Raw genomic sequence first — 17065 nt, forward strand, 5'->3', positions numbered from 1 at the left:
GTCCGACATCACGGCCCCGTTCAAAGAGCTGCCATCAACCCGTTGAACGCTCCGCCTACAAGGCGGCCCTCAGACCGCGCTTACCCACCCCATGACCCGTCGCTCGCTGCTTCAGGCTGGTATCGCCCTGGGTACGGCTGCGGCATTCCCGCCGGGTATGGCCCAGGCGGGAGAGCCGGCTCATGACGTGACCTATGTCGAGGACTTCGACGAGCTCTGGCGGACACTGGACGAGCGCTACTGCTATTTCGGGGAGAAACGCACCGACTGGAGAGCAGTAAGGCGAATGTATCGCCCGCTCGCCGCTGCCGCCCAATCGTCCGAAGCGTTCGCCGGCGTTGTTGGCCGGGTGATCGGCGAACTGTACGACGCGCACACCCACTTGAATGATCCGGCACCGGATGCGGCGCGCGGGCCATATTTTGATCTGTGGGTCGAACCCAACCGCGATGGTACGGCGTTTGTCACAAGCGTTCGCGATGGATCGCCCGCAGCGGATGCGGGCATTACGCCAGGGCACAGCGTATTGGCGATCGACGGCCGGCCGATTGGGCAGATCGCCTCGGACATAATACCGCGGTGTCTTAGCCGTCCAGATCCAGCGGCAACGGCGTTTGCGCTTAACGTGGCGGTATCGGGGCGGCGCGGCATGCCAAGGACGTTAACGGTGCGGTCGACCCCAGGTTCGGAACACGTCGTTCCCGTTCGCGTGAAGCAACCTGTTACGCTCCCCAATGTCGAGAGCCGGATGTTAGCTCATGGCATTGGTTGCATCGTCGTTCGCAGCTTTGCTGACGATGCGGTTGTGAAGGCCTTCGACGCGGCGCTGGCAAGTTTCCGGAATGCCCCCGGACTCATCATCGATGTTCGTCAGAATGGCGGCGGCGACACCGCGGTCGCCCGCCCGATCATGGGGCGATTTATCACCGAGACGATGCCCTATGCCCGCATGCGCAGGCGCGACGGCAACCGACTGAGTGCTGCCTGGACAGAGACCGTCGAGCCGCAGGGCCCCTTTACCTACACCGGTAGGGTCGCTGTCCTCACAACGCGGTGGAGCGCCAGCATGGCGGAAGGCTTTCCCATGGGCATGCGTGGTCTCGGGCGTGCGGCTATCGTAGGAACGCCAATGATGCGGGTAGGTGCCGCGGTCTTTCCGTTACGGCTCGACCGCACTGGTCTGGCGCTGCAATACTCAGCAGAGCCAGTTTACGACGTCCAGGATAAACCCAGATGGGAACTGGAACCCGATGTACCTGTCCTCATGGGCGACGACATTTTGGAGGCTGCAATACGCTATCTGCGATCAGCGTGACCCATCCCCGGCCATTGAGAGCGTCTCTTTCATACTCCAGAAGCCGACTAAGATGCGCGTGGCGACAGGGTTGCGACTTTAAAGCGGCTGGCCCTCTCCATACCGCAAGTAGAGCCGAATGGGCCGGCAGAGGTCACTTCAGCCAGGCGAACGCATCGAACTCGCGTGCGAAGACAGTGCGGGCAGCACGCTCGTATACCTTACGCCCAGCATCGCCATTGGTAAGGACCACGATCGCCAGGCCCGACACGAGGTCCACCACGAATAGGTTCGCGACGCCGTCGTTGGTGCCCCAGTGCCAAGCGAAACGCCGCCCACCGTCACTCTCCATTCCCCAGCCTAGCCCCCAGTCGAGTGTTCCCTTCACTCGAGTGGTCTTCGTCGAGAGCCCCGGATAGCGCTGTGCGAAAGCCAGGAACCGCGCGTAGTCGCTGGCGGTGGTCCACAATCCGGCCGCCATGTTGGGCATCATGAATATTGGCATTGCCGGTTTGCCAAGTGCGACGGCCGCTTTCTCCCGTTCGCCTAGCGTCCACCGGTCGACTGGTTTCGGCGGGCCAGCATCGCGACGCATCGCATAGCCTGCCGGGCCTTTGTCGATGAGTACACCTCCACCTCCGTCGTGCGCCCACGCGACTGCCGGCTCGGTGCCCCTTGCCCATCCATAGGTGCTTCGGCTCATTCCCGCCGGTCGCAGGACCCGCGTTTTAACCACCTGCGCGGCGGTCTGTCCTGTAACTGCCTCGACCAACCGGCCAAGCAGGACGAAGCCCTCGCCAGAGTAGCGAAATCGCGTGCCGGAAGGGAACGCGGCTGTTAACGGCTCGCCCGCTTCGTCACGCCAATTAGGCAAGCCACTAGAGTGGGAGAGCAGGTGGCGAGGCGTAATCGATCGCGTTGCAGCATCATCCGTGAACGCGACATGCTCCGCCACCGGACGGTCGAGGTCGATCAAGCCCTCCCGCACCATGTCATGAACCGCGACCGCCAGAACCACCTTCGACAGCGATGCTGCTTCGAACAATGTATCAGGTGTCGCGGGCACCGCATTAGCCTTTGCGTAGCCGACCGCACCAGACGAGATGGCGCCGGAGCGGTCCAGCATTGCCCAGCTCGCGCCCGGTACGGACGCCAGGCCCATCCAGGTGGACATGTTGGCAAGCATGCCGGGTGTCGTCGCGGTTTTTGCATCTGCCGCCATGGCTAGGGCGAGCGTCCCGAAGCACGGGGCAGCGAGCATCGTCCGCCTGGACACCAAATTCATTATCAACTCCCGTCAGCGACCTACTTACTGGCATACAGGTTCGGCGCGACTAGGCTAGCTGAGACCACCGCCGCGGGAAATCGTCGATCGATCCGCGTCAGCGACGACCCACACCCGGACATTCGCCACGCGTATATCGCTTGCCAAGTTCGGTCATTCGTCCATTCGTTCTTTCAAACAACGCACGTTGAGTATGTTAATTTCATCATAGATGTACGATTTTCACGACTCCGCCTGGCGTGGCGCAGTCAATAGGGCGATTCGAGCCCGCTCAGGATCATCTCGGCAAACACCTTGCCGATCTCGTCCGCGGATGCGCCACGATCCGGCTTGTACCAGCGGTGCGACCAGTTGAGCATGCCGAGGATCCCGTACGCGACGATCCGCGGCACCCCGACCCGGCGAAAGCTCTTGTCGGCATAGCCCTGCTCGACGATGTCGATCACCGACTGCTCGATGTTGCGATTGAGCTGCCGCATGTGTTCGGACCAGCTCGATCGGGTGTCGCTGACATGCGTCAGGTCCTCGCGGATATAAATATACAGAAGCGGATAATTGGAGCCGTAGGAGTTCATCAACGCGGTGATCAGCTCGCGCAGCTTGCGCGCCGGACTGATCGGACTGTCGGCGATGCGGCGCGCCAGTTCGTCGTTGCTTTCCAGGACCGTGCGGACGATCTCGTCGAACATCTGCTCCTTGGACGAGAAATAATAATACAGCGTTGCGCGATCGACGCCGAGTTCGGCCGCGACCGCGCTGACGCTCGCGGCGCTGTAGCCGAGCCGGTGGAAGACGCGGATCGCCGCCTCGGAGATTTCCTGGCGGCGGTTTTGATAGGACTCGCGCGGCTCCTTACCCGCGGCGGACCGTCGCTTGCCGATCAACGATGGTTGCTTTGCCACTCTGATGCCTTTTGATACGAGATGCCGGACTAAGGGCTCGCGTCGCGCTTGGCGAGGGCGGGCGGCGTCACCCCCTTGGCGCGCCGGCGACGTAGAGCACCTGCCCCGTCACGAAGCCGGACCGTTCGTCGACGAAGAACGCGACCGCCTGCGCGATGTCGTCGGGCACGCCGGGGCGCCCGACATGGATCCCGGTCATCATCTCGGTCACCATATCCTCGAACGGCATGTTCATGCGTGCGGCAACCGCACGCGTCATGTCGGTAACGACGAAACCGGGGGCGACCGCGTTGGCGGTGATGCCGTGACGGCCGAGTTCGATCGCCAATGTCCGCGTGATGCCCTGAACCCCGGCCTTTGCGGCCGCATAGTTCGCCTCGCCGACCACGCCGAGCGCGGCGATGCTCGACAGATTGACGATCCGACCCCAGCGCGCGGCGCGCATATGCGGCTGCACCGCGCGGCACATCAAGAAGACCGAGCGGAGGTTTACCGCCATCACGACCTCCCAATCGTCCAGCGTCATCTTCGCCAGCGTCCGATCGCGGAGGATGCCGGCATTGTTGACGAGGATTGTGGGCGCACCGAGTTTCTCGACGACGCGCGCAACTCCAGCGACGACCGCATCCTCGTTCGATACGTCGACGGCGACCGCCAGCGCGCGGTGTCCGGTCGCCTCGATCCGGCCGACCGTCTCGGCGCAGGCGTCGGCGTCCAGATCGAACACCGCAACGTCGTGGCCCTCTGCCGCAAGCCGCGTGGCAATCGCCGCCCCGATGCCCCGCGCGCCGCCGGTGACGATCGCGATCTTACGGTCGGGGGCAGTGAAGATCGTCGTCATGGCAGCTCCAGGATATGCAGGGCCTGTTCGGTCAGCAGGAATTTGCGCGCCCGGCCGGACGCAGTGATCGGTATGGCTGCCGCATCGACGAGCAGGATGTGTCGCGGTACCTTGTAGCGCGCGAGACGGTCGGCGATCAGGCGCTGCAACTCGGATCGATCGAGCGTCGCGCCCGGCCGCGCGACGACGAACGCCACGCCGACTTCGCCCATCCGTTCGTCAGGGATCGGCACGACATGCGCCTGCGCCACGTCGACATGCGTCGTCAGCAGATCCTCGATCTCGGTCGGCAGCACCTGTTCGCCGCCGCAGCGGTAGGACTCTTTGGTGCGGCCCAGCAGCGTGATGTAGCCGTCGTCGTCGATCCGGCCCAGATCGCCGGTGCGCAACCAGCCCTCGGCATCGAAGGCCGCCGCCGTCGCCTTGGAATTGTTGTAATAGCCGGGCGTCACGCCGTAGCCCTTGGCGACGAGTTCGCCGGTCTCGCCATTGTCCAGGAACGTACCCGTGCCGGGATCGACGACGCGGTAGGTGACGAGCCGCCCGCCGTCCTTCGGATCGCCGGCGACGCCGACGTCACGCTGGCGGCCGTTGGTGGTCAGCAACCGCTCGACCGGATCGTCGGGACGGGTGACCGTGGTCGACGCGGTCGTCTCGGTCATGCCGTAGCCGGTGGTGATCTCGTCCACCCCCAGCACCTCGCGGATCCCCTGCCAGACGCGTTCGGGTGCGCGTCCGCCCGATGCCAGCACCGAATGCCATCGCGACAGGTCGTACGTCCCTGCCCCCGCCGCATCGAGCACCGCGAGCGACATTGCCGGGATCAACAAGGCATCGCTGGCATGATGCCGGGCGATCGCCTCCAGCGTCGCCGCGGCGTCGAAGCGCAACTGCGGCACGATCGCGCCACCGACGAACGGCACGGCGAGCAGTCCTTCGACGTAGCCGAACACATGATACATCGGCAGCGAGAACAGGATGCGGCGGTCATCCTCGAACGCACGCGCATAGGCGCTGCCATACGCGGTACGCATCAGCATGTCGTGTGTCAGCAGCACGCCCTTTGGCGGTCCGGTCGTGCCCGAGGTGTAGATGATGTCGCAAACGGCGAGCGGATCGACCGGTATATCCGCCCAGGCGTCGTTGGTCTCAAGCGACGAGAACGTCCGTGCGGATTTACGATCCGGCGCCTCCCCGGTCGGCAGCACCACGACGTGGCGTAGGTTCGGCAAACCATCGCCTCCGCCCGCGTTCTCCCATCCCGGCGCGATCTGGTCGAGCATGTCGAGGTAATCGACGCCGCGAAACTGGTCCATCGTGACGAGCAGCACCGCATTCGATTGATCGAGCAGATAGCGGAGTTCGTCGCGGCGATTGAGGATGTTGATCGGCACGCAGACCGCGCCGATCCGCGACACCGCATATCTGATCGCGACGAACTCGGGATAATTGGCGAGTACCAGCGCGACCTTCTCGCCGGGCGTAACGCCGAGCGCGACCAGCCCGGCCGCGAGCCGCTTCGACCAAGCGGCCATCTCGGCATAGGTCCAGCTTTGGTCGTCGGTGATCACGAACGGGCGATCCGGCGTCGCGCGAACCGCATCGTCGAGCACCGCGTGCAGCGTCCGGGGCTTCCAGACGGGCATCGCGGCCCGCAACGCCCGCTGCCGATCGGCGACCGAACCCATCATCTCCTGCGTACCTCGCCATTGCCGGTCCGGATACGGCGCGACGCCATACCGGCCGGAGGTCAATCCTTGGTCGACCCGAGCCGACGACCACAATCTAATCCCGCGCAAACGCGATCGTCAATGTAGTCGTGGAAAATCGCTCAGGTTCGCGGGACGAATGCGATGGAACCAAATGGCTATAATATTCCACACAACCGTTGACGAGCATGCAGAAATGAGGGATTACCGGCGCACAGGAGAGGTCCATGACGACGTTCGTTGACGCATTGGTGGTCGGTGCCGGGTTCGGCGGATTGCGCACGTTGCATACGCTGCGCTCCCAGGGGTTCTCGGTCGCCGTCCTCGAAGCGGGCGACGATATCGGCGGAGTCTGGCAGTTCAATCAATATCCCGGCGCGCGCTGCGACGTCGAAAGCTACGATTACTCCTACCGCTTTTCGCCCGAACTCGAACAGGAATGGCGCTGGAGCGAACGCTACGCGACGCAGCCCGAGATCCTGCGATACATCAACCACGTCGCCGATCGCTTCGACCTGCGTCGCGATATCGAACTCCGCACCAGAATGGAACGCGCAACGTTCGACGAAGCGACCGCACGCTGGATCGTCGAGGCGAGCGACGGGCGACGCTGGAATGCCGAAAAGCTGATCCTCGCGGTGGGACAATTGTCGACGCCCAAGGATACGCGATATCCTGGTCAGGACGACTTTACCGGGCGCGTCATCTCCAGCGCGCGCTGGCCGAAGGACAAGGTCGATTTCGCCGGCAAGCGCGTCGCGATCATCGGCACGGGATCATCGGGCGTTCAGATGACGCCGGTGATCGCCAGCGACGCAGCACATCTCACCGTCTTCCAGCGCACTGCGAATTACTCGATCCCCGCCGCCAATGCACCGGTCACCGATGCCGAGGACCAGGCGGTGAAGGCTGGCTATCCCGCACGACGCGAGGCGGCGCGCAATTCGCCGAGCGGTCTCGGCTTCGTGCCCGACAACCGCGCGGCGATCGACGTGCCGGAAGCGGAGCGTAACGCCGCGTTCGAGACCGCGTGGAACCGGCTAGGCTTCGGCTTTGCACTGACGTTCAAGGATATCCTGCTCGACCAGCAATCGAACGATACCGCGTCGGCGTTCATCCGCGGCAAGATCGCCGAACAGGTCCATGATCCAGACTTGCGCGCAAAGCTCACGCCAGGCGACTTCCCGTTCGGAACGCGCCGCCCTTCGGTCGACAGCGGATATTTCACGGCGTTCAACCGGCCCAATGTTTCGCTCGTCGACATCAGCGAAACCCCGATCGAGCGCTTTACCGAGCACGGCATCCGGACCAGAGATGCCGAATATCCGTTCGACATCGTCATCTACGCGACCGGGTTCGACGCATTTACCGGATCGCTGCTGAAGCCGGAGATCGTCGGTCGCGGCGGGTGCACGTTGCGTGAGAAATGGTCGGCGGGGCCGGTCAGCTTTCTCGGGATCGGGGTGCACGGCTTCCCCAACATGTTCGTGATCGTCGGACCGGGCAGCCCGTCATTGCTGAGCAACGTATTGCTGTCGACCGAGGAGCAGGTCGACTGGCTAGTCGCGTTGTTCGACCATTGCCGGCGTGACGGAATAAACGAGATCGAGGCGACCGAGCAGGCCGAACGCGACTGGGTCGCGCATGTGAACAAGCGGGCGCAGGAAACCCTCTACCCGAAGACGCCGTCCTATTATCTGGGCGCCGAAATGCCGGGGAAGCCGCGCGTCTTCATGCCGTATTCCGGGGGCGTCCGCGGGTATCGCCGCATCCTGGAGAAGACCGCGGCCAAGGGGTATGAAGGGCTGACGCTGCGCACGGTCGGCCAGCACGCCGATGCCTGACGACGCCCCCGATCCGGCATTCGACACACTACTCGCGGACCCGCGAATGGCGTTGCGCCGGCCACCGCCGCATGTGTCCCTCACCGATCTACGCCGGGCCGCGAACGCGTTCCAGGCGCGCGCTCCGAAGCCCTTCATAGCGTCGACGGTTGATCACGTCGTCCCCGGGCCGGGTGGACCGATCCCGGTGCGGGTCTATCGCCCGACGCTCGATCGAACCGCAGCAATCCTGTTCTGCCACGGCGGCGGCTTCATCCTTGGCAACCTCGACACGCACGATGCAATGTGCCGGACACTCGCCTATGCGAGCGGCCGGACGGTCGTCGCGGTCGATTATCGGCTGGCCCCCGAACACCACTTCCCCGCTGCACTCGACGACGCGCAGGCAGCACTCGAATGGCTTCGAGCAGAGGCTCGGCTGCTCGACCTCTATTCCGATCGCATCGCCGTTGCTGGCGACAGTGCGGGCGGCCATATCGCACTCGGCCTCGCGCTGCGCTGCCGCGATGAGGGTGTCCCGCTCGACCATATCGGCCTGATCTACCCGTTGCTCGATCCTGCGAGCGACAGCGCTTCGGCGGTGCAGTTCGCGCAAGGCTATATGCTGACGGCCTCGTTCCTCGAATGGGCGTGGGACGCGTATCGCGGCGACGGCGGGGCGGATCCGTCATTCGATCTGACGCGCGCCGATTTGCAGCGGCTGCCGGCGACAACGATCGTCACCGCACAGTTCGACCCGCTACGCGACGAGGGCGAAGCGCTCGCTCGGCGATTGGGTGACGCGGAGGTCGACGTCGCGCTGCGTAGGTATCCGGGTATGATCCATGGTTTTGCCGGTCTGCCGCAACTGACACCCGTTGCCAACGAAGCGATCGCGTTTGCTGCCGCACGGATCGCCGCGTCCCAGATCGGCGGCCCCTAGATCAGCGCCTCCTAGATCAGCGTGGGGCCATCCGGATCGCACCGTCGAGGCGGATAACGTCGCCGTTAAGCATCGGATTGGCGATGATCGACGCCACCAGCTGCGCATATTCCTCCGGACGCCCGAGCCGCGACGGATGCGGCACTTGAGTCCCGAGCGAATCCTGCGCGGCTTGCGGCAATCCCATCAGCATCGGCGTTAGGAAGATGCCCGGCGCGATCGTCATCACGCGAATCCGGTGCTGCGCTAGGTCGCGCGCCACGGGCAATGTCAGCCCGACGATGCCACCCTTCGATGCAGCATAGGCCACCTGCCCGACCTGCCCGTCGTACGCCGCGACCGATGCGGTGTTGACGATCACCCCGCGCTCCTCGCCGATCGGTTCGGCCGCCGCCAGACGCGCGGCGAATTTCGAGATCATGTTGAAGCTGCCGACGAGATTGATCTCGACCGTCTTGCGGAACAGGTCGAGCGGATGCGGCGTCCCGTCCTTGCCGACCGTCTTCACCGCCGGCGCGATGCCTGCGCAATTGATCAGAACGCGCGCGACGCCGTGCGCCTGTTCCGCCTCGGCCAGCGCATCCGCCACGCCCTGATCGTCGGTGACGTCGACACGCGCGAACCGTCCGCCGATCCTCGTGGCGGTCGCCTCAACGATCTCGGCGTTCAGATCGAAGATTGTCACGCGCGCGCCCGCTGTTGCCAGCATGGCCGCCGTCGCCTCGCCGAGTCCCGACGCGCCACCCGTCACGATCGCGGCAATGTCCGTCATTCGCATAGTCTTGTCCTCACGCCTTCAGGATGACCGAGCCGCCGTTCGCGCCGAGCCCCAGTACCGCGGACATGCCGATGCGCGCACCGGGAACCTGATGCCCTTCGGCTTGGCCTCGCAACTGCCATGTCAGTTCGCAGATCTGCAGCACGGCCTGCGCGGTGGTCGCCTCGCCGAACGACAGGAACCCGCCACTCGGGTTGATCGGCAATGTCCCGCCGATGTCGAGTTCACCGTTCTCGAGCATCCAGTCGCCCTTGCCCGCCTCATAGAATCCGAATTGCTCTGGCCAGGCGAGGATGTGCCATGCGGTGTTGTCGGCCATTTCGAGCATGTCGACGTCTTCGGGCCCGATCCCCGCCATCGCACAGGCCCGCGCGACCGCGTTGCCGACTTCGCTGGTATGCGTGACGCCCGCACGCACGCTCGAGGCGATCGTTGGAATGCGACGGCCGGGATCGCCGAAACTGCCCGTTGCGATCGCGCACCCCGCGACCTTTACGGCAAGGCGTCCGGTCCGCTTCATCCACGCCTCGCTGCCAAGGATGATGGCCGCTGCACCGTCGCTGACCGGGCATATCTGAAGCAGATGAAGCGGATCGGCGACCATCGGAGATGCGAGAACTTCGTCGACAGTCGTTTCCTTGCGGAACCGAGCTAAGCGATTCCCCGTAGCATTCCGCCGCATCAGCACCGCGGCACGCGCAAGAGTCTCTTCACTGGTGCCGAGCTCATGCATCCGCCGCCGTGCCTCGATCGCCCAATACGCGGGATTGGTCGCGCCCATTGCCACCCAGCGCAGGTAGTCGCTGTCCGTGATATCGTCCTGGCTGCCGGGCGGGCGCGGGATGAAACCCTTTGGCATCCGCTCGGCACCGATCACGCACACGACTTCATGCTCGCCGCTGGCGATCATCGCGTGCGCGGTGTGGAACGCGATCGCCCCGGCCGCGCAGGCGCCTCCGACGTTGACGGACGGGATGCCCTGTTCGGCCACCGCCTGGACGATCTCGTTGGCATGCAGCCCCCACCCCATGCCGCCCTCGAACCGCGAACTCGCTGCGACGAGACCCTGCACGTCGGGCCAACCTAGCCCCGCATCGGCCAGCGCGAGATCGATCGCCTCCAGCGCTAGCTGCAATTGCGGCTTGTCCGGCCATTTGCCCCACGGATGCGCGCCGGCACCCAGCACGTAGACGGACTGGGTCATGCGTCGATCTCCCGCGCGAACTTGTAGGTCAGCATGGGGCCCCGCTCCGCATCTGCATATAGCGACTCGGCGACCAGCCGCACACGCGTTCCGATCGCGATCCCGTCGAGCGCAAATCCCGAAAGCATGCCCATCACCTCCAGCCCGTCGCCGAGGTCAACCAGCCCGATCGCGTAAGGCTGCCAATCGTCGATCCGGAACAGCGCCGGCGGCTGGTAACGCTGCACGGTGTAGCTCACAAGGACACCGCGGGTCGGCAGGACCGCGCGCTCGACGGTCTTTTCCCGGCAGTCGGGGTTTCGACAACTCGGCGCCTGCGGGAAATACACCGTGCCGCACGCAGCACACCGCGTACCGATCAACCGCGGTTCGTCGCCGTGAAGCTCGAACAGCCCGTCTGCGACCATCGCGCTCACAGCGACAGGATATCCCGCGTCTCGCGGAAATAGAGCGTGCCGTTCGCGACGTCCTCGACCGTCACCGAATGCCGTACATACCGCCGCTCCCGCTTCACGTATTTTTCGGTGGCGCGCGTCGTGATCCGTACCGTCGCGCCGACCGGGATCGGCGCCACGATCTCGGAATCGTGATTGGTGTGGATCGATCCGATCGCAAACGGCCTGGTGTGATCGAACTGCACCGACAGCACGAAATGCGAGACCAGCAACGGCGGCACGATCGCACCGCCGAACGGAGATTCGCCGGGTATCGTCCAGCTGTTCATCCGCCAGCCTTCGTACCACGGATTGAAATCCTCCACGCCGTCCGCATACAGGATCACGAGTTCGGGGCTGATCGTCAGTTCACGCGACAGTTCGTCGCCGACCTCGACCATGTCCCAATAGGTCGCTGCACCAGCCTCGAGCCCGTCGATAAAGTCCCGCGTTTGCGCGATCTGGACCGGGGACATCGGCCGCAACTGGTCGGTGCTCATGCGCGATCTCCCTTCACGTCGACATCGACATCGACTTCGACGAAGCCGACCGTCTTCTTCTCACCCTCCTCGTTGTCCGCCCAGACATCGACGACGAACCGGAAGCCATCGCCCTTGGCGATCTTTTCGCGGACCACGCCGTGCGTCGTGATGACCTCGTTCGCGAGCGTCGAGGCGATGTATTTGCACACGACGCGCGCACCGGTGAACATCGCTGCGCCGAAGTGGTTGACGCACATCTCCGCGATATAGGCGGACGACATTTCACCGGTCTGGATCGGTGCCTTCAGCCCGGTTGCGCCGGCATAGACCGGGTCCCAGTGGTTCGGATTGAACCGTCCCCATAGCCGCGATCCCATCAGCTGGATCGCCGCCTTCTTCTTGAGCGGTTGCAGTTCGTACCCGACCGGGGTGTCGCGCGTGATCAGCAGATCCTTCACATCCATCAGAATTTCCCCGAAAGCTGCAACGCGACTTCCCGTCCGCGCGCGATGACACCACGCTGTTCGCTGATCGCTCCCGGAACGCTCGCGCCCCCGGTGCGGTCCGCTGCGTAGAGCAAATAATATTTGTTGGTCAGGTTGCGGCCGATCACCGACACCGACCAGCGATCGTCGATCTCGGCGACGCGCGCGCTCGCGTTGAAGCGCCAGAGCGAGCGCTGCAGCGTCGACGGAGCCATCGTTTCGGCCGCGAAGTAGCTGCCGCTGTAGAAAGCGTCGCCCGTCACGGCCAGCTTGTAGGCGCCGAGCGGAATCGTGACTTCCGCACCGCCATTTCCGGCCCAATCAGGCGACCGGGCGGGGGCGCGGCCATTGAAATCCTGCTGCAGGGTCAGCGCGGTCGCGTTGACGAACGAACAGTTCGCCGGGGCCGTGGCGGTCGCGCGTACCGTACCCGTCGGGAAGGCGTAGCCATAGCATTGCCCGACGAAATTGCGGAACCGGTTGTGCGTGTAGGCGATCGCACCGTGCAGCGTGAGCGCCTGGAACGGCGAGTAGTTCACCTCCGCCTCACCGCCGCGCTGACGCACTTCGCCGGCATTGTTGATCGTGTAGGCGACGCGGGCGGGGTCGTAGGTGTTCACCTGCAGATCGGTGAACTTGTACGCGAATGCCGCGACGTTGACGCGCAGTCGCCCGTTGAGGAACAGCCCCTTCGCGCCAGCCTCGAACCCGCGCGCCTTTTCGGAATCGAAGTCGGTATCGCCGATCCGCGTCCCCGTCTGGAGCGGACTGGTCAGGCCGAACCCACCCGATTTGAACCCGGTCTTGTAGGCGATAAATAGCGTCTTGCTGCTGTCGGGCCGCCATGTGACAGTCGCTTCGGGCGAAACGTTGCTGTCCTCGAACCTCCCCTCCAGATAGCCGACCCGGCTCGATCCTGGATAGACGGTGTTCAGCGTGTTGAACGTGCCGATGCCATACAGGTTCTGCTTGCTGAACCGCTTGCGCTCCCGCGTGTAGCGCGCGCCGCCGGCGATCTCGATCGTCTGGATCGGCTTAACCAGAACCTGCGCGAACCCCGACAGCGTATTCCCGGTCTGGAGGCTGAAATCCTCGTACGTCGAGAAGCGGTTGGCGGCGGCGTTGTAGTTGCCGTCGTTCAGCTTGGTGTCGTTGTTGTCGTGCAATCGCGACGTCTGGTAAAATCCGCCGGCCATGAAATTAAAAGGGCCTTGCAGGTCGCTGGTGACGCGAAGCTCCTGCGAGAATTGCTCGGCACGCTGTTCGTTGAAAAACGCCAGCTGAGAATAGCTCGTCTGGTCCAGCCCGGAGAAAAACCGGTATTTCGTGTAGTTGTACCCGGTCGTGGTATCGATCGACACGGCCCCTAGCTTCCAGCCCAGATCGATCGCTTGCGTCAGCACGGTGAGTTTGCCGTAGGGCGAACCATCCGCACTGCCTCCACGCATCGTCGTGGAGATCGCGGCGGGCAAGTTTCCGATCGTCGTCCGGTTGTCGACCACGCAGTCGGCCGCCGGATCGGCGATACCGTACATGCGCGGCGTCGCGCCCGTGCAGGGGCCGATATTCTGCGTTGCGGTGCCAGGGCCGGCATCCTTGTTTCGTGCAAAGAAGGATTTGGCCCGGAACGTGAAATTGTCCGAAGGCTCGCCTTTCAGCGTCAGGCGCGCCAGGATTTCCTTGTCGCCCGGCCGCGTGTCCGTGGTGCCGGGCAATTGTGCCGCCCCCGCCGGGGCGCCGGTGGCGGCGCGGTAGAAGGGGTTCGCGATCGGCTGTGCGGTATTGCGCAGCCAGCCGTCGAGATTGCGATAGCGCACTGCCAGACGCGCCCCGAACGTCTCGGAAAGCGGCCCGGAGATCGCGACATCCGTCGTGCTCTCGTCGCCGACGAATTCATACGCCGTGCGCCCGCTGATCTCCAACCGGTCCGTCGGATCGGCGGTCGCGATCGAGATAACGCCGGCCGTGTTGTTCTTGCCGAACAGCAACGCCTGCGGCCCCTTCAGCACTTCGACCTGTTGGACGTCGAAGATGCCGAGCTGTGCGATGCGGCCGTCGCTGGTCTGCACGCCGTCGATCGCGACCGACACCGCCTGCTCGAACCCGGCCTGGTTGGCGGGCGAGCTGATCCCACGGATCGCGATCGATCCACCACCGTTCGACTTGTACGCGCCGATGATGACGGTCGGCGTCAGTTCGCCGATCTTGCTGAGGTCGGTCGCGTTGTTGTTGGCGATCTGCGCCTGGCCGATGACCGAGACGACCACGGGAACGGTGTTCAGCGTCTCGCTGCGCCGCCTGGCCGTAACGACGATATCGCCTGTCGAAGCTGGTTCGGTCCGCGCTTCGGTCTGCGCAGCCGTCGCTTCCGGCCCCGCGGGCGTATCCGGCGCCGTCTGTGCCGTCGCAGGCAGCGCGAGCAGCGCCAGTACCGAGATCCCACCCGCCAGCTTCGCCCTGCTCATCGGGGCCCGCTTCATCGTGCCGCGCATCGTCAGCCTCCTGTTTGCATCCTCGCCACGCCGCCCTCGCTGGGGCAGTCGCTACGGTAAAACTGACGCAGGCCTTGACGGTTGTCAATGCATGCGTTGACGAATTGCACAAGTCCGGTCATCGTGCGATGCAGGGGATCATTCCGACCGCAAGTGTCCTTGCGGCGCATGGATTAGGATGAATTCAATGGCGGATGCTTTTGTCGTTGACGCATTGCGCACACCGGGTGGGCGTCGCAAAGGTAGCCTCGCTGGCGTACATCCCGCCGACCTTGGCGCCATCGTTCTCAACGCTCTCGTGGATAGAACGGGAATCGATCCGAGTGCGATCGAAGACGTCATCGTGGGCTGTGTTAGCCAGGCCGGAGAACAGGCGTTCGCGCTCGGGCGCAATCTCGTGCTCGCATCGCGGCTACCTGACAGCGTCCCCGCGGTGACGATCGACCGGCAATGCGGATCGTCGCAACAGGCGCTGCATTTCGCGGCGCAGGCGGTGATGTCAGGTACGCAGGACGTGGTGATCGCGGCCGGCGTCGAAAGCATGACGCGAGTCCCTATGGGGTCGAATTTCCGCCTTCACGCCGATGCCGGGCTCGGCACCGGTCCGTGGAGCGAGGCGATCCGCAACCGTTACGATGTCGCGGAATTCAGCCAGTTCACCGGCGCGCAGATGGTCGCAGACAAATACGGACTTACGCGCGCCGACATGGATGCCTTCGCGCTGGAAAGTCATCGCCGCGCTGCGGCCGCGATCGAACGCGGCGCATTCGCGGGCGAGATCGTTCCCGTCGACACGCCGGCAGGCCCGGTGACGCGGGACGAGGGCGTCCGTTTCGACACGTCGATCGAAGCGATCGGAGCGGTCAAGCCGCTAGTCGAGGGCGGCACGATCACCGCGGCGAATGCGAGCCAGATGACCGACGGCGCCAGCGGCGTCCTGATCGTCAGCGAGGCTGCGCTGAAACGCTTCAACCTCACGCCGATCGCGCGCGTCCACATACTCACCGTCACCGCCGGCGATCCCGTGATCATGCTCGAGGAGCCCATCCCGGCCACGGCCAAGGCGCTGGCCCGGGCCGGACTGTCAATGGCCGATATCGACCTTTACGAGGTGAACGAGGCGTTCGCAGCCATCCCGCTGGCTTGGCTGAAGGCGACCGGCGCCGATCCCTCGCGCCTCAACGTCAACGGCGGCGCGATCGCGCTCGGCCACCCGTTGGGCGCGAGCGGAACGAAGTTGACGGCAACCCTCGTTCACGCGTTACGCGCGCGCGGCGCGCGCTACGGACTCCAAACAATGTGCGAGGGGGGCGGAATAGCGAACGCAACGATATTCGAGATTGTTTGACGCTTGTGATGGCATTACGCGACCACCACACGACGACATCGAACAATCTAATAGCGTAACACAATGACCTTCCACGATCCATTGCCAAGATGAATAGACGCTTCACTTGTAATTGGGAATGGTCAATAACGCGCTTGCTCACGTTTAGTCAGCGTGAGCTTTGAAACTCTTGAGTTCGAATTCCGCTTTTCGAACGGTCTTTCGGATCGCACTAAGACCCACAAGTGGACGTTCAGGCCACCCTGCTCGCTTCCCAGCTTCGGTCGTTCATTCATCTAGACTGATCCGCTCGCCATAAGCGACGGGTCGAGGACGTGGAACGGCGAAAAGTGGGACAAAGCCGTCGATTGCATGAGAGGCACCGAACGGCAGTGGTGTCCGAGGCGGACGTTCAGCGCTGGCCTGAACGGCATTGCAGAGCGACAGAATTTGGGCCGTTATCTAGAATGGTGGATATCCCCTATTGATCATGTTGCGCTTCGACGGTGGACAATCGTCTTGCTCAGGATGCGCCGATTGATCTTCTGCTTCCACGCGACCTGCGCAGCTGAGAGGTTGCGCTTGAGCGCGGTCTGTTTCAGAAACCGATATTCTTTCTCCCCGAACAAATATCCCATTCGAAAGGCGTGCTCGATAAGGTCGTTGTTCGCGTTCGCCGAAATGTCCTTGGCGATGCGCTTCAGGCCGTCGAACAGGTTCCCGGTGTCGATCTGGATGAACCGGTTGATGCAGACATTGCCAATACAGGTCGCATTGCCGTTGAGCCTGTTGCGAATATAACAATGCTCCTTGATCTCCTGGCCGCAAGGGCAGTTGTCGTATTCCTCGCTAATCTCGACGCCCACCAGATTCCATTCCTGACGCGCGACATCGAAGGTCAAAGATTCAGACAGCGGAAGGATGTGGGCCTTCAACCGCTCGAAATAATGCGTTTCCATCGCCTGCCCTCCTGACACTCGCTGCGCACCGGACTAGCATCGGAACATGCAGCAAAGTCTTTCTCGCATGAATGCCGCGATCGTCGAATGGCGCACCAAGGAGGGAT

Annotated in this window: 15 protein-coding genes; 4 read left to right on the top strand and 11 right to left on the bottom strand. The window is 63.8% G+C overall.

Annotated elements, in window-relative coordinates; translation table 11 throughout:
- Positions 1-157 precede the first annotated feature (157 nt).
- Positions 158-1315 carry a S41 family peptidase gene (locus AC1ME3_RS16480; RefSeq protein WP_480954039.1) on the top strand — a complete coding sequence of 386 codons (1158 nt, stop codon included), beginning with the start codon at positions 158-160 and terminating at the stop codon, positions 1313-1315.
- Between the two features lie 133 nt (positions 1316-1448).
- On the opposite strand, the gene AC1ME3_RS16485 is transcribed toward AC1ME3_RS16480, so the two are convergent.
- The 4 genes from AC1ME3_RS16485 to AC1ME3_RS16500 form a co-directional block, all read right to left on the bottom strand.
- On the bottom strand, positions 1449-2516 hold the full coding sequence (locus AC1ME3_RS16485; RefSeq protein WP_480954040.1) for a serine hydrolase domain-containing protein: 1068 nt from the start codon (positions 2514-2516) through the stop codon (positions 1449-1451).
- 311 nt (positions 2517-2827) lie between these two features.
- On the bottom strand, positions 2828-3481 hold the full coding sequence (locus AC1ME3_RS16490; protein WP_353444265.1) for a TetR/AcrR family transcriptional regulator: 654 nt from the start codon (positions 3479-3481) through the stop codon (positions 2828-2830).
- Between the two features lie 67 nt (positions 3482-3548).
- Positions 3549-4322, bottom strand: a complete 774-nt coding sequence (locus AC1ME3_RS16495; protein ID WP_480954041.1) for an SDR family oxidoreductase — start codon at positions 4320-4322, stop codon at positions 3549-3551.
- Complete coding sequence (locus AC1ME3_RS16500; protein WP_480954042.1) at positions 4319-6076, bottom strand: class I adenylate-forming enzyme family protein; 1758 nt, start codon at positions 6074-6076, stop codon at positions 4319-4321. The genes AC1ME3_RS16495 and AC1ME3_RS16500 overlap by 4 nt, the downstream gene beginning before the upstream one ends.
- A 182-nt stretch (positions 6077-6258) precedes the next feature.
- On the opposite strand from AC1ME3_RS16500, the gene AC1ME3_RS16505 reads away from it, so the two are divergent.
- Positions 6259-7875: a flavin-containing monooxygenase gene (locus tag AC1ME3_RS16505; protein WP_480954043.1), complete on the top strand. Its 1617-nt coding sequence runs from the start codon at positions 6259-6261 to the stop codon at positions 7873-7875.
- Positions 7868-8797, top strand: coding sequence for an alpha/beta hydrolase (locus tag AC1ME3_RS16510; protein WP_353444269.1), 930 nt, complete (start codon positions 7868-7870; stop codon positions 8795-8797). Before AC1ME3_RS16505 ends, AC1ME3_RS16510 begins: the two co-directional genes overlap by 8 nt.
- A gap of 16 nt (positions 8798-8813) precedes the next feature.
- Here AC1ME3_RS16510 and AC1ME3_RS16515 read toward each other — a convergent pair whose 3' ends face one another.
- From AC1ME3_RS16515 to AC1ME3_RS16540, 6 genes are read right to left on the bottom strand one after another with little or no spacing between them, the layout of a single operon-like run.
- Complete coding sequence (locus AC1ME3_RS16515; RefSeq protein WP_333929769.1) at positions 8814-9575, bottom strand: SDR family NAD(P)-dependent oxidoreductase; 762 nt, start codon at positions 9573-9575, stop codon at positions 8814-8816.
- 10 nt (positions 9576-9585) lie between these two features.
- The gene (locus AC1ME3_RS16520) at positions 9586-10779 is read right to left on the bottom strand and encodes a lipid-transfer protein (RefSeq protein ID WP_480954044.1); all 1194 of its coding nucleotides are present in this window, start codon (positions 10777-10779) and stop codon (positions 9586-9588) included.
- Positions 10776-11186, bottom strand: a complete 411-nt coding sequence (locus tag AC1ME3_RS16525) for a Zn-ribbon domain-containing OB-fold protein (protein ID WP_480955861.1) — start codon at positions 11184-11186, stop codon at positions 10776-10778. The genes AC1ME3_RS16520 and AC1ME3_RS16525 overlap by 4 nt, the downstream gene beginning before the upstream one ends.
- A gap of 5 nt (positions 11187-11191) precedes the next feature.
- On the bottom strand, positions 11192-11713 hold the full coding sequence (locus AC1ME3_RS16530; RefSeq protein ID WP_480954045.1) for a MaoC family dehydratase: 522 nt from the start codon (positions 11711-11713) through the stop codon (positions 11192-11194).
- Complete coding sequence (locus AC1ME3_RS16535) at positions 11710-12159, bottom strand: MaoC family dehydratase (protein ID WP_353454101.1); 450 nt, start codon at positions 12157-12159, stop codon at positions 11710-11712. The genes AC1ME3_RS16530 and AC1ME3_RS16535 overlap by 4 nt, the downstream gene beginning before the upstream one ends.
- A complete protein-coding gene (locus tag AC1ME3_RS16540) occupies positions 12159-14672 on the bottom strand; it encodes a TonB-dependent receptor (protein ID WP_480954046.1) in 2514 nt (837 codons plus the stop codon). Before AC1ME3_RS16540 ends, AC1ME3_RS16535 begins: the two co-directional genes overlap by 1 nt.
- 187 nt (positions 14673-14859) lie before the next feature.
- On the opposite strand from AC1ME3_RS16540, the gene AC1ME3_RS16545 reads away from it, so the two are divergent.
- On the top strand, positions 14860-16020 hold the full coding sequence (locus AC1ME3_RS16545) for an acetyl-CoA C-acetyltransferase (RefSeq protein ID WP_480954047.1): 1161 nt from the start codon (positions 14860-14862) through the stop codon (positions 16018-16020).
- A 467-nt stretch (positions 16021-16487) separates the two neighbouring features.
- On the opposite strand, the gene AC1ME3_RS16550 is transcribed toward AC1ME3_RS16545, so the two are convergent.
- Positions 16488-16958: a hypothetical protein gene (locus tag AC1ME3_RS16550; protein ID WP_480954048.1), complete on the bottom strand. Its 471-nt coding sequence runs from the start codon at positions 16956-16958 to the stop codon at positions 16488-16490.
- Between the last annotated feature and the right edge of the window lie 107 nt (positions 16959-17065).

The organism is Sphingomonas sp. BL2, assembly GCF_056680015.1.

What these genes read in the sequence shown, in the direction of transcription:
- AC1ME3_RS16545 (WP_480954047.1), top strand. Translation starts at nt 14,860, where the DNA reads ATGGCGGATGCTTTTGTCGTTGACGCATTGCGCACACCGGGTGGGCGT.
- AC1ME3_RS16480 (WP_480954039.1), top strand. Translation starts at nt 158, where the DNA reads ATGGCCCAGGCGGGAGAGCCGGCTCATGACGTGACCTATGTCGAGGAC.
- AC1ME3_RS16525 (WP_480955861.1), bottom strand. Translation starts at nt 11,186, where the DNA reads ATGGTCGCAGACGGGCTGTTCGAGCTTCACGGCGACGAACCGCGGTTG.
- AC1ME3_RS16515 (WP_333929769.1), bottom strand. Translation starts at nt 9,575, where the DNA reads ATGCGAATGACGGACATTGCCGCGATCGTGACGGGTGGCGCGTCGGGA.
- AC1ME3_RS16495 (WP_480954041.1), bottom strand. Translation starts at nt 4,322, where the DNA reads ATGACGACGATCTTCACTGCCCCCGACCGTAAGATCGCGATCGTCACC.
- AC1ME3_RS16505 (WP_480954043.1), top strand. Translation starts at nt 6,259, where the DNA reads ATGACGACGTTCGTTGACGCATTGGTGGTCGGTGCCGGGTTCGGCGGA.
- AC1ME3_RS16485 (WP_480954040.1), bottom strand. Translation starts at nt 2,516, where the DNA reads ATGGCGGCAGATGCAAAAACCGCGACGACACCCGGCATGCTTGCCAAC.
- AC1ME3_RS16540 (WP_480954046.1), bottom strand. Translation starts at nt 14,672, where the DNA reads ATGCGCGGCACGATGAAGCGGGCCCCGATGAGCAGGGCGAAGCTGGCG.
- AC1ME3_RS16530 (WP_480954045.1), bottom strand. Translation starts at nt 11,713, where the DNA reads ATGAGCACCGACCAGTTGCGGCCGATGTCCCCGGTCCAGATCGCGCAA.
- AC1ME3_RS16535 (WP_353454101.1), bottom strand. Translation starts at nt 12,159, where the DNA reads ATGGATGTGAAGGATCTGCTGATCACGCGCGACACCCCGGTCGGGTAC.
- AC1ME3_RS16550 (WP_480954048.1), bottom strand. Translation starts at nt 16,958, where the DNA reads ATGGAAACGCATTATTTCGAGCGGTTGAAGGCCCACATCCTTCCGCTG.
- AC1ME3_RS16510 (WP_353444269.1), top strand. Translation starts at nt 7,868, where the DNA reads ATGCCTGACGACGCCCCCGATCCGGCATTCGACACACTACTCGCGGAC.
- AC1ME3_RS16520 (WP_480954044.1), bottom strand. Translation starts at nt 10,779, where the DNA reads ATGACCCAGTCCGTCTACGTGCTGGGTGCCGGCGCGCATCCGTGGGGC.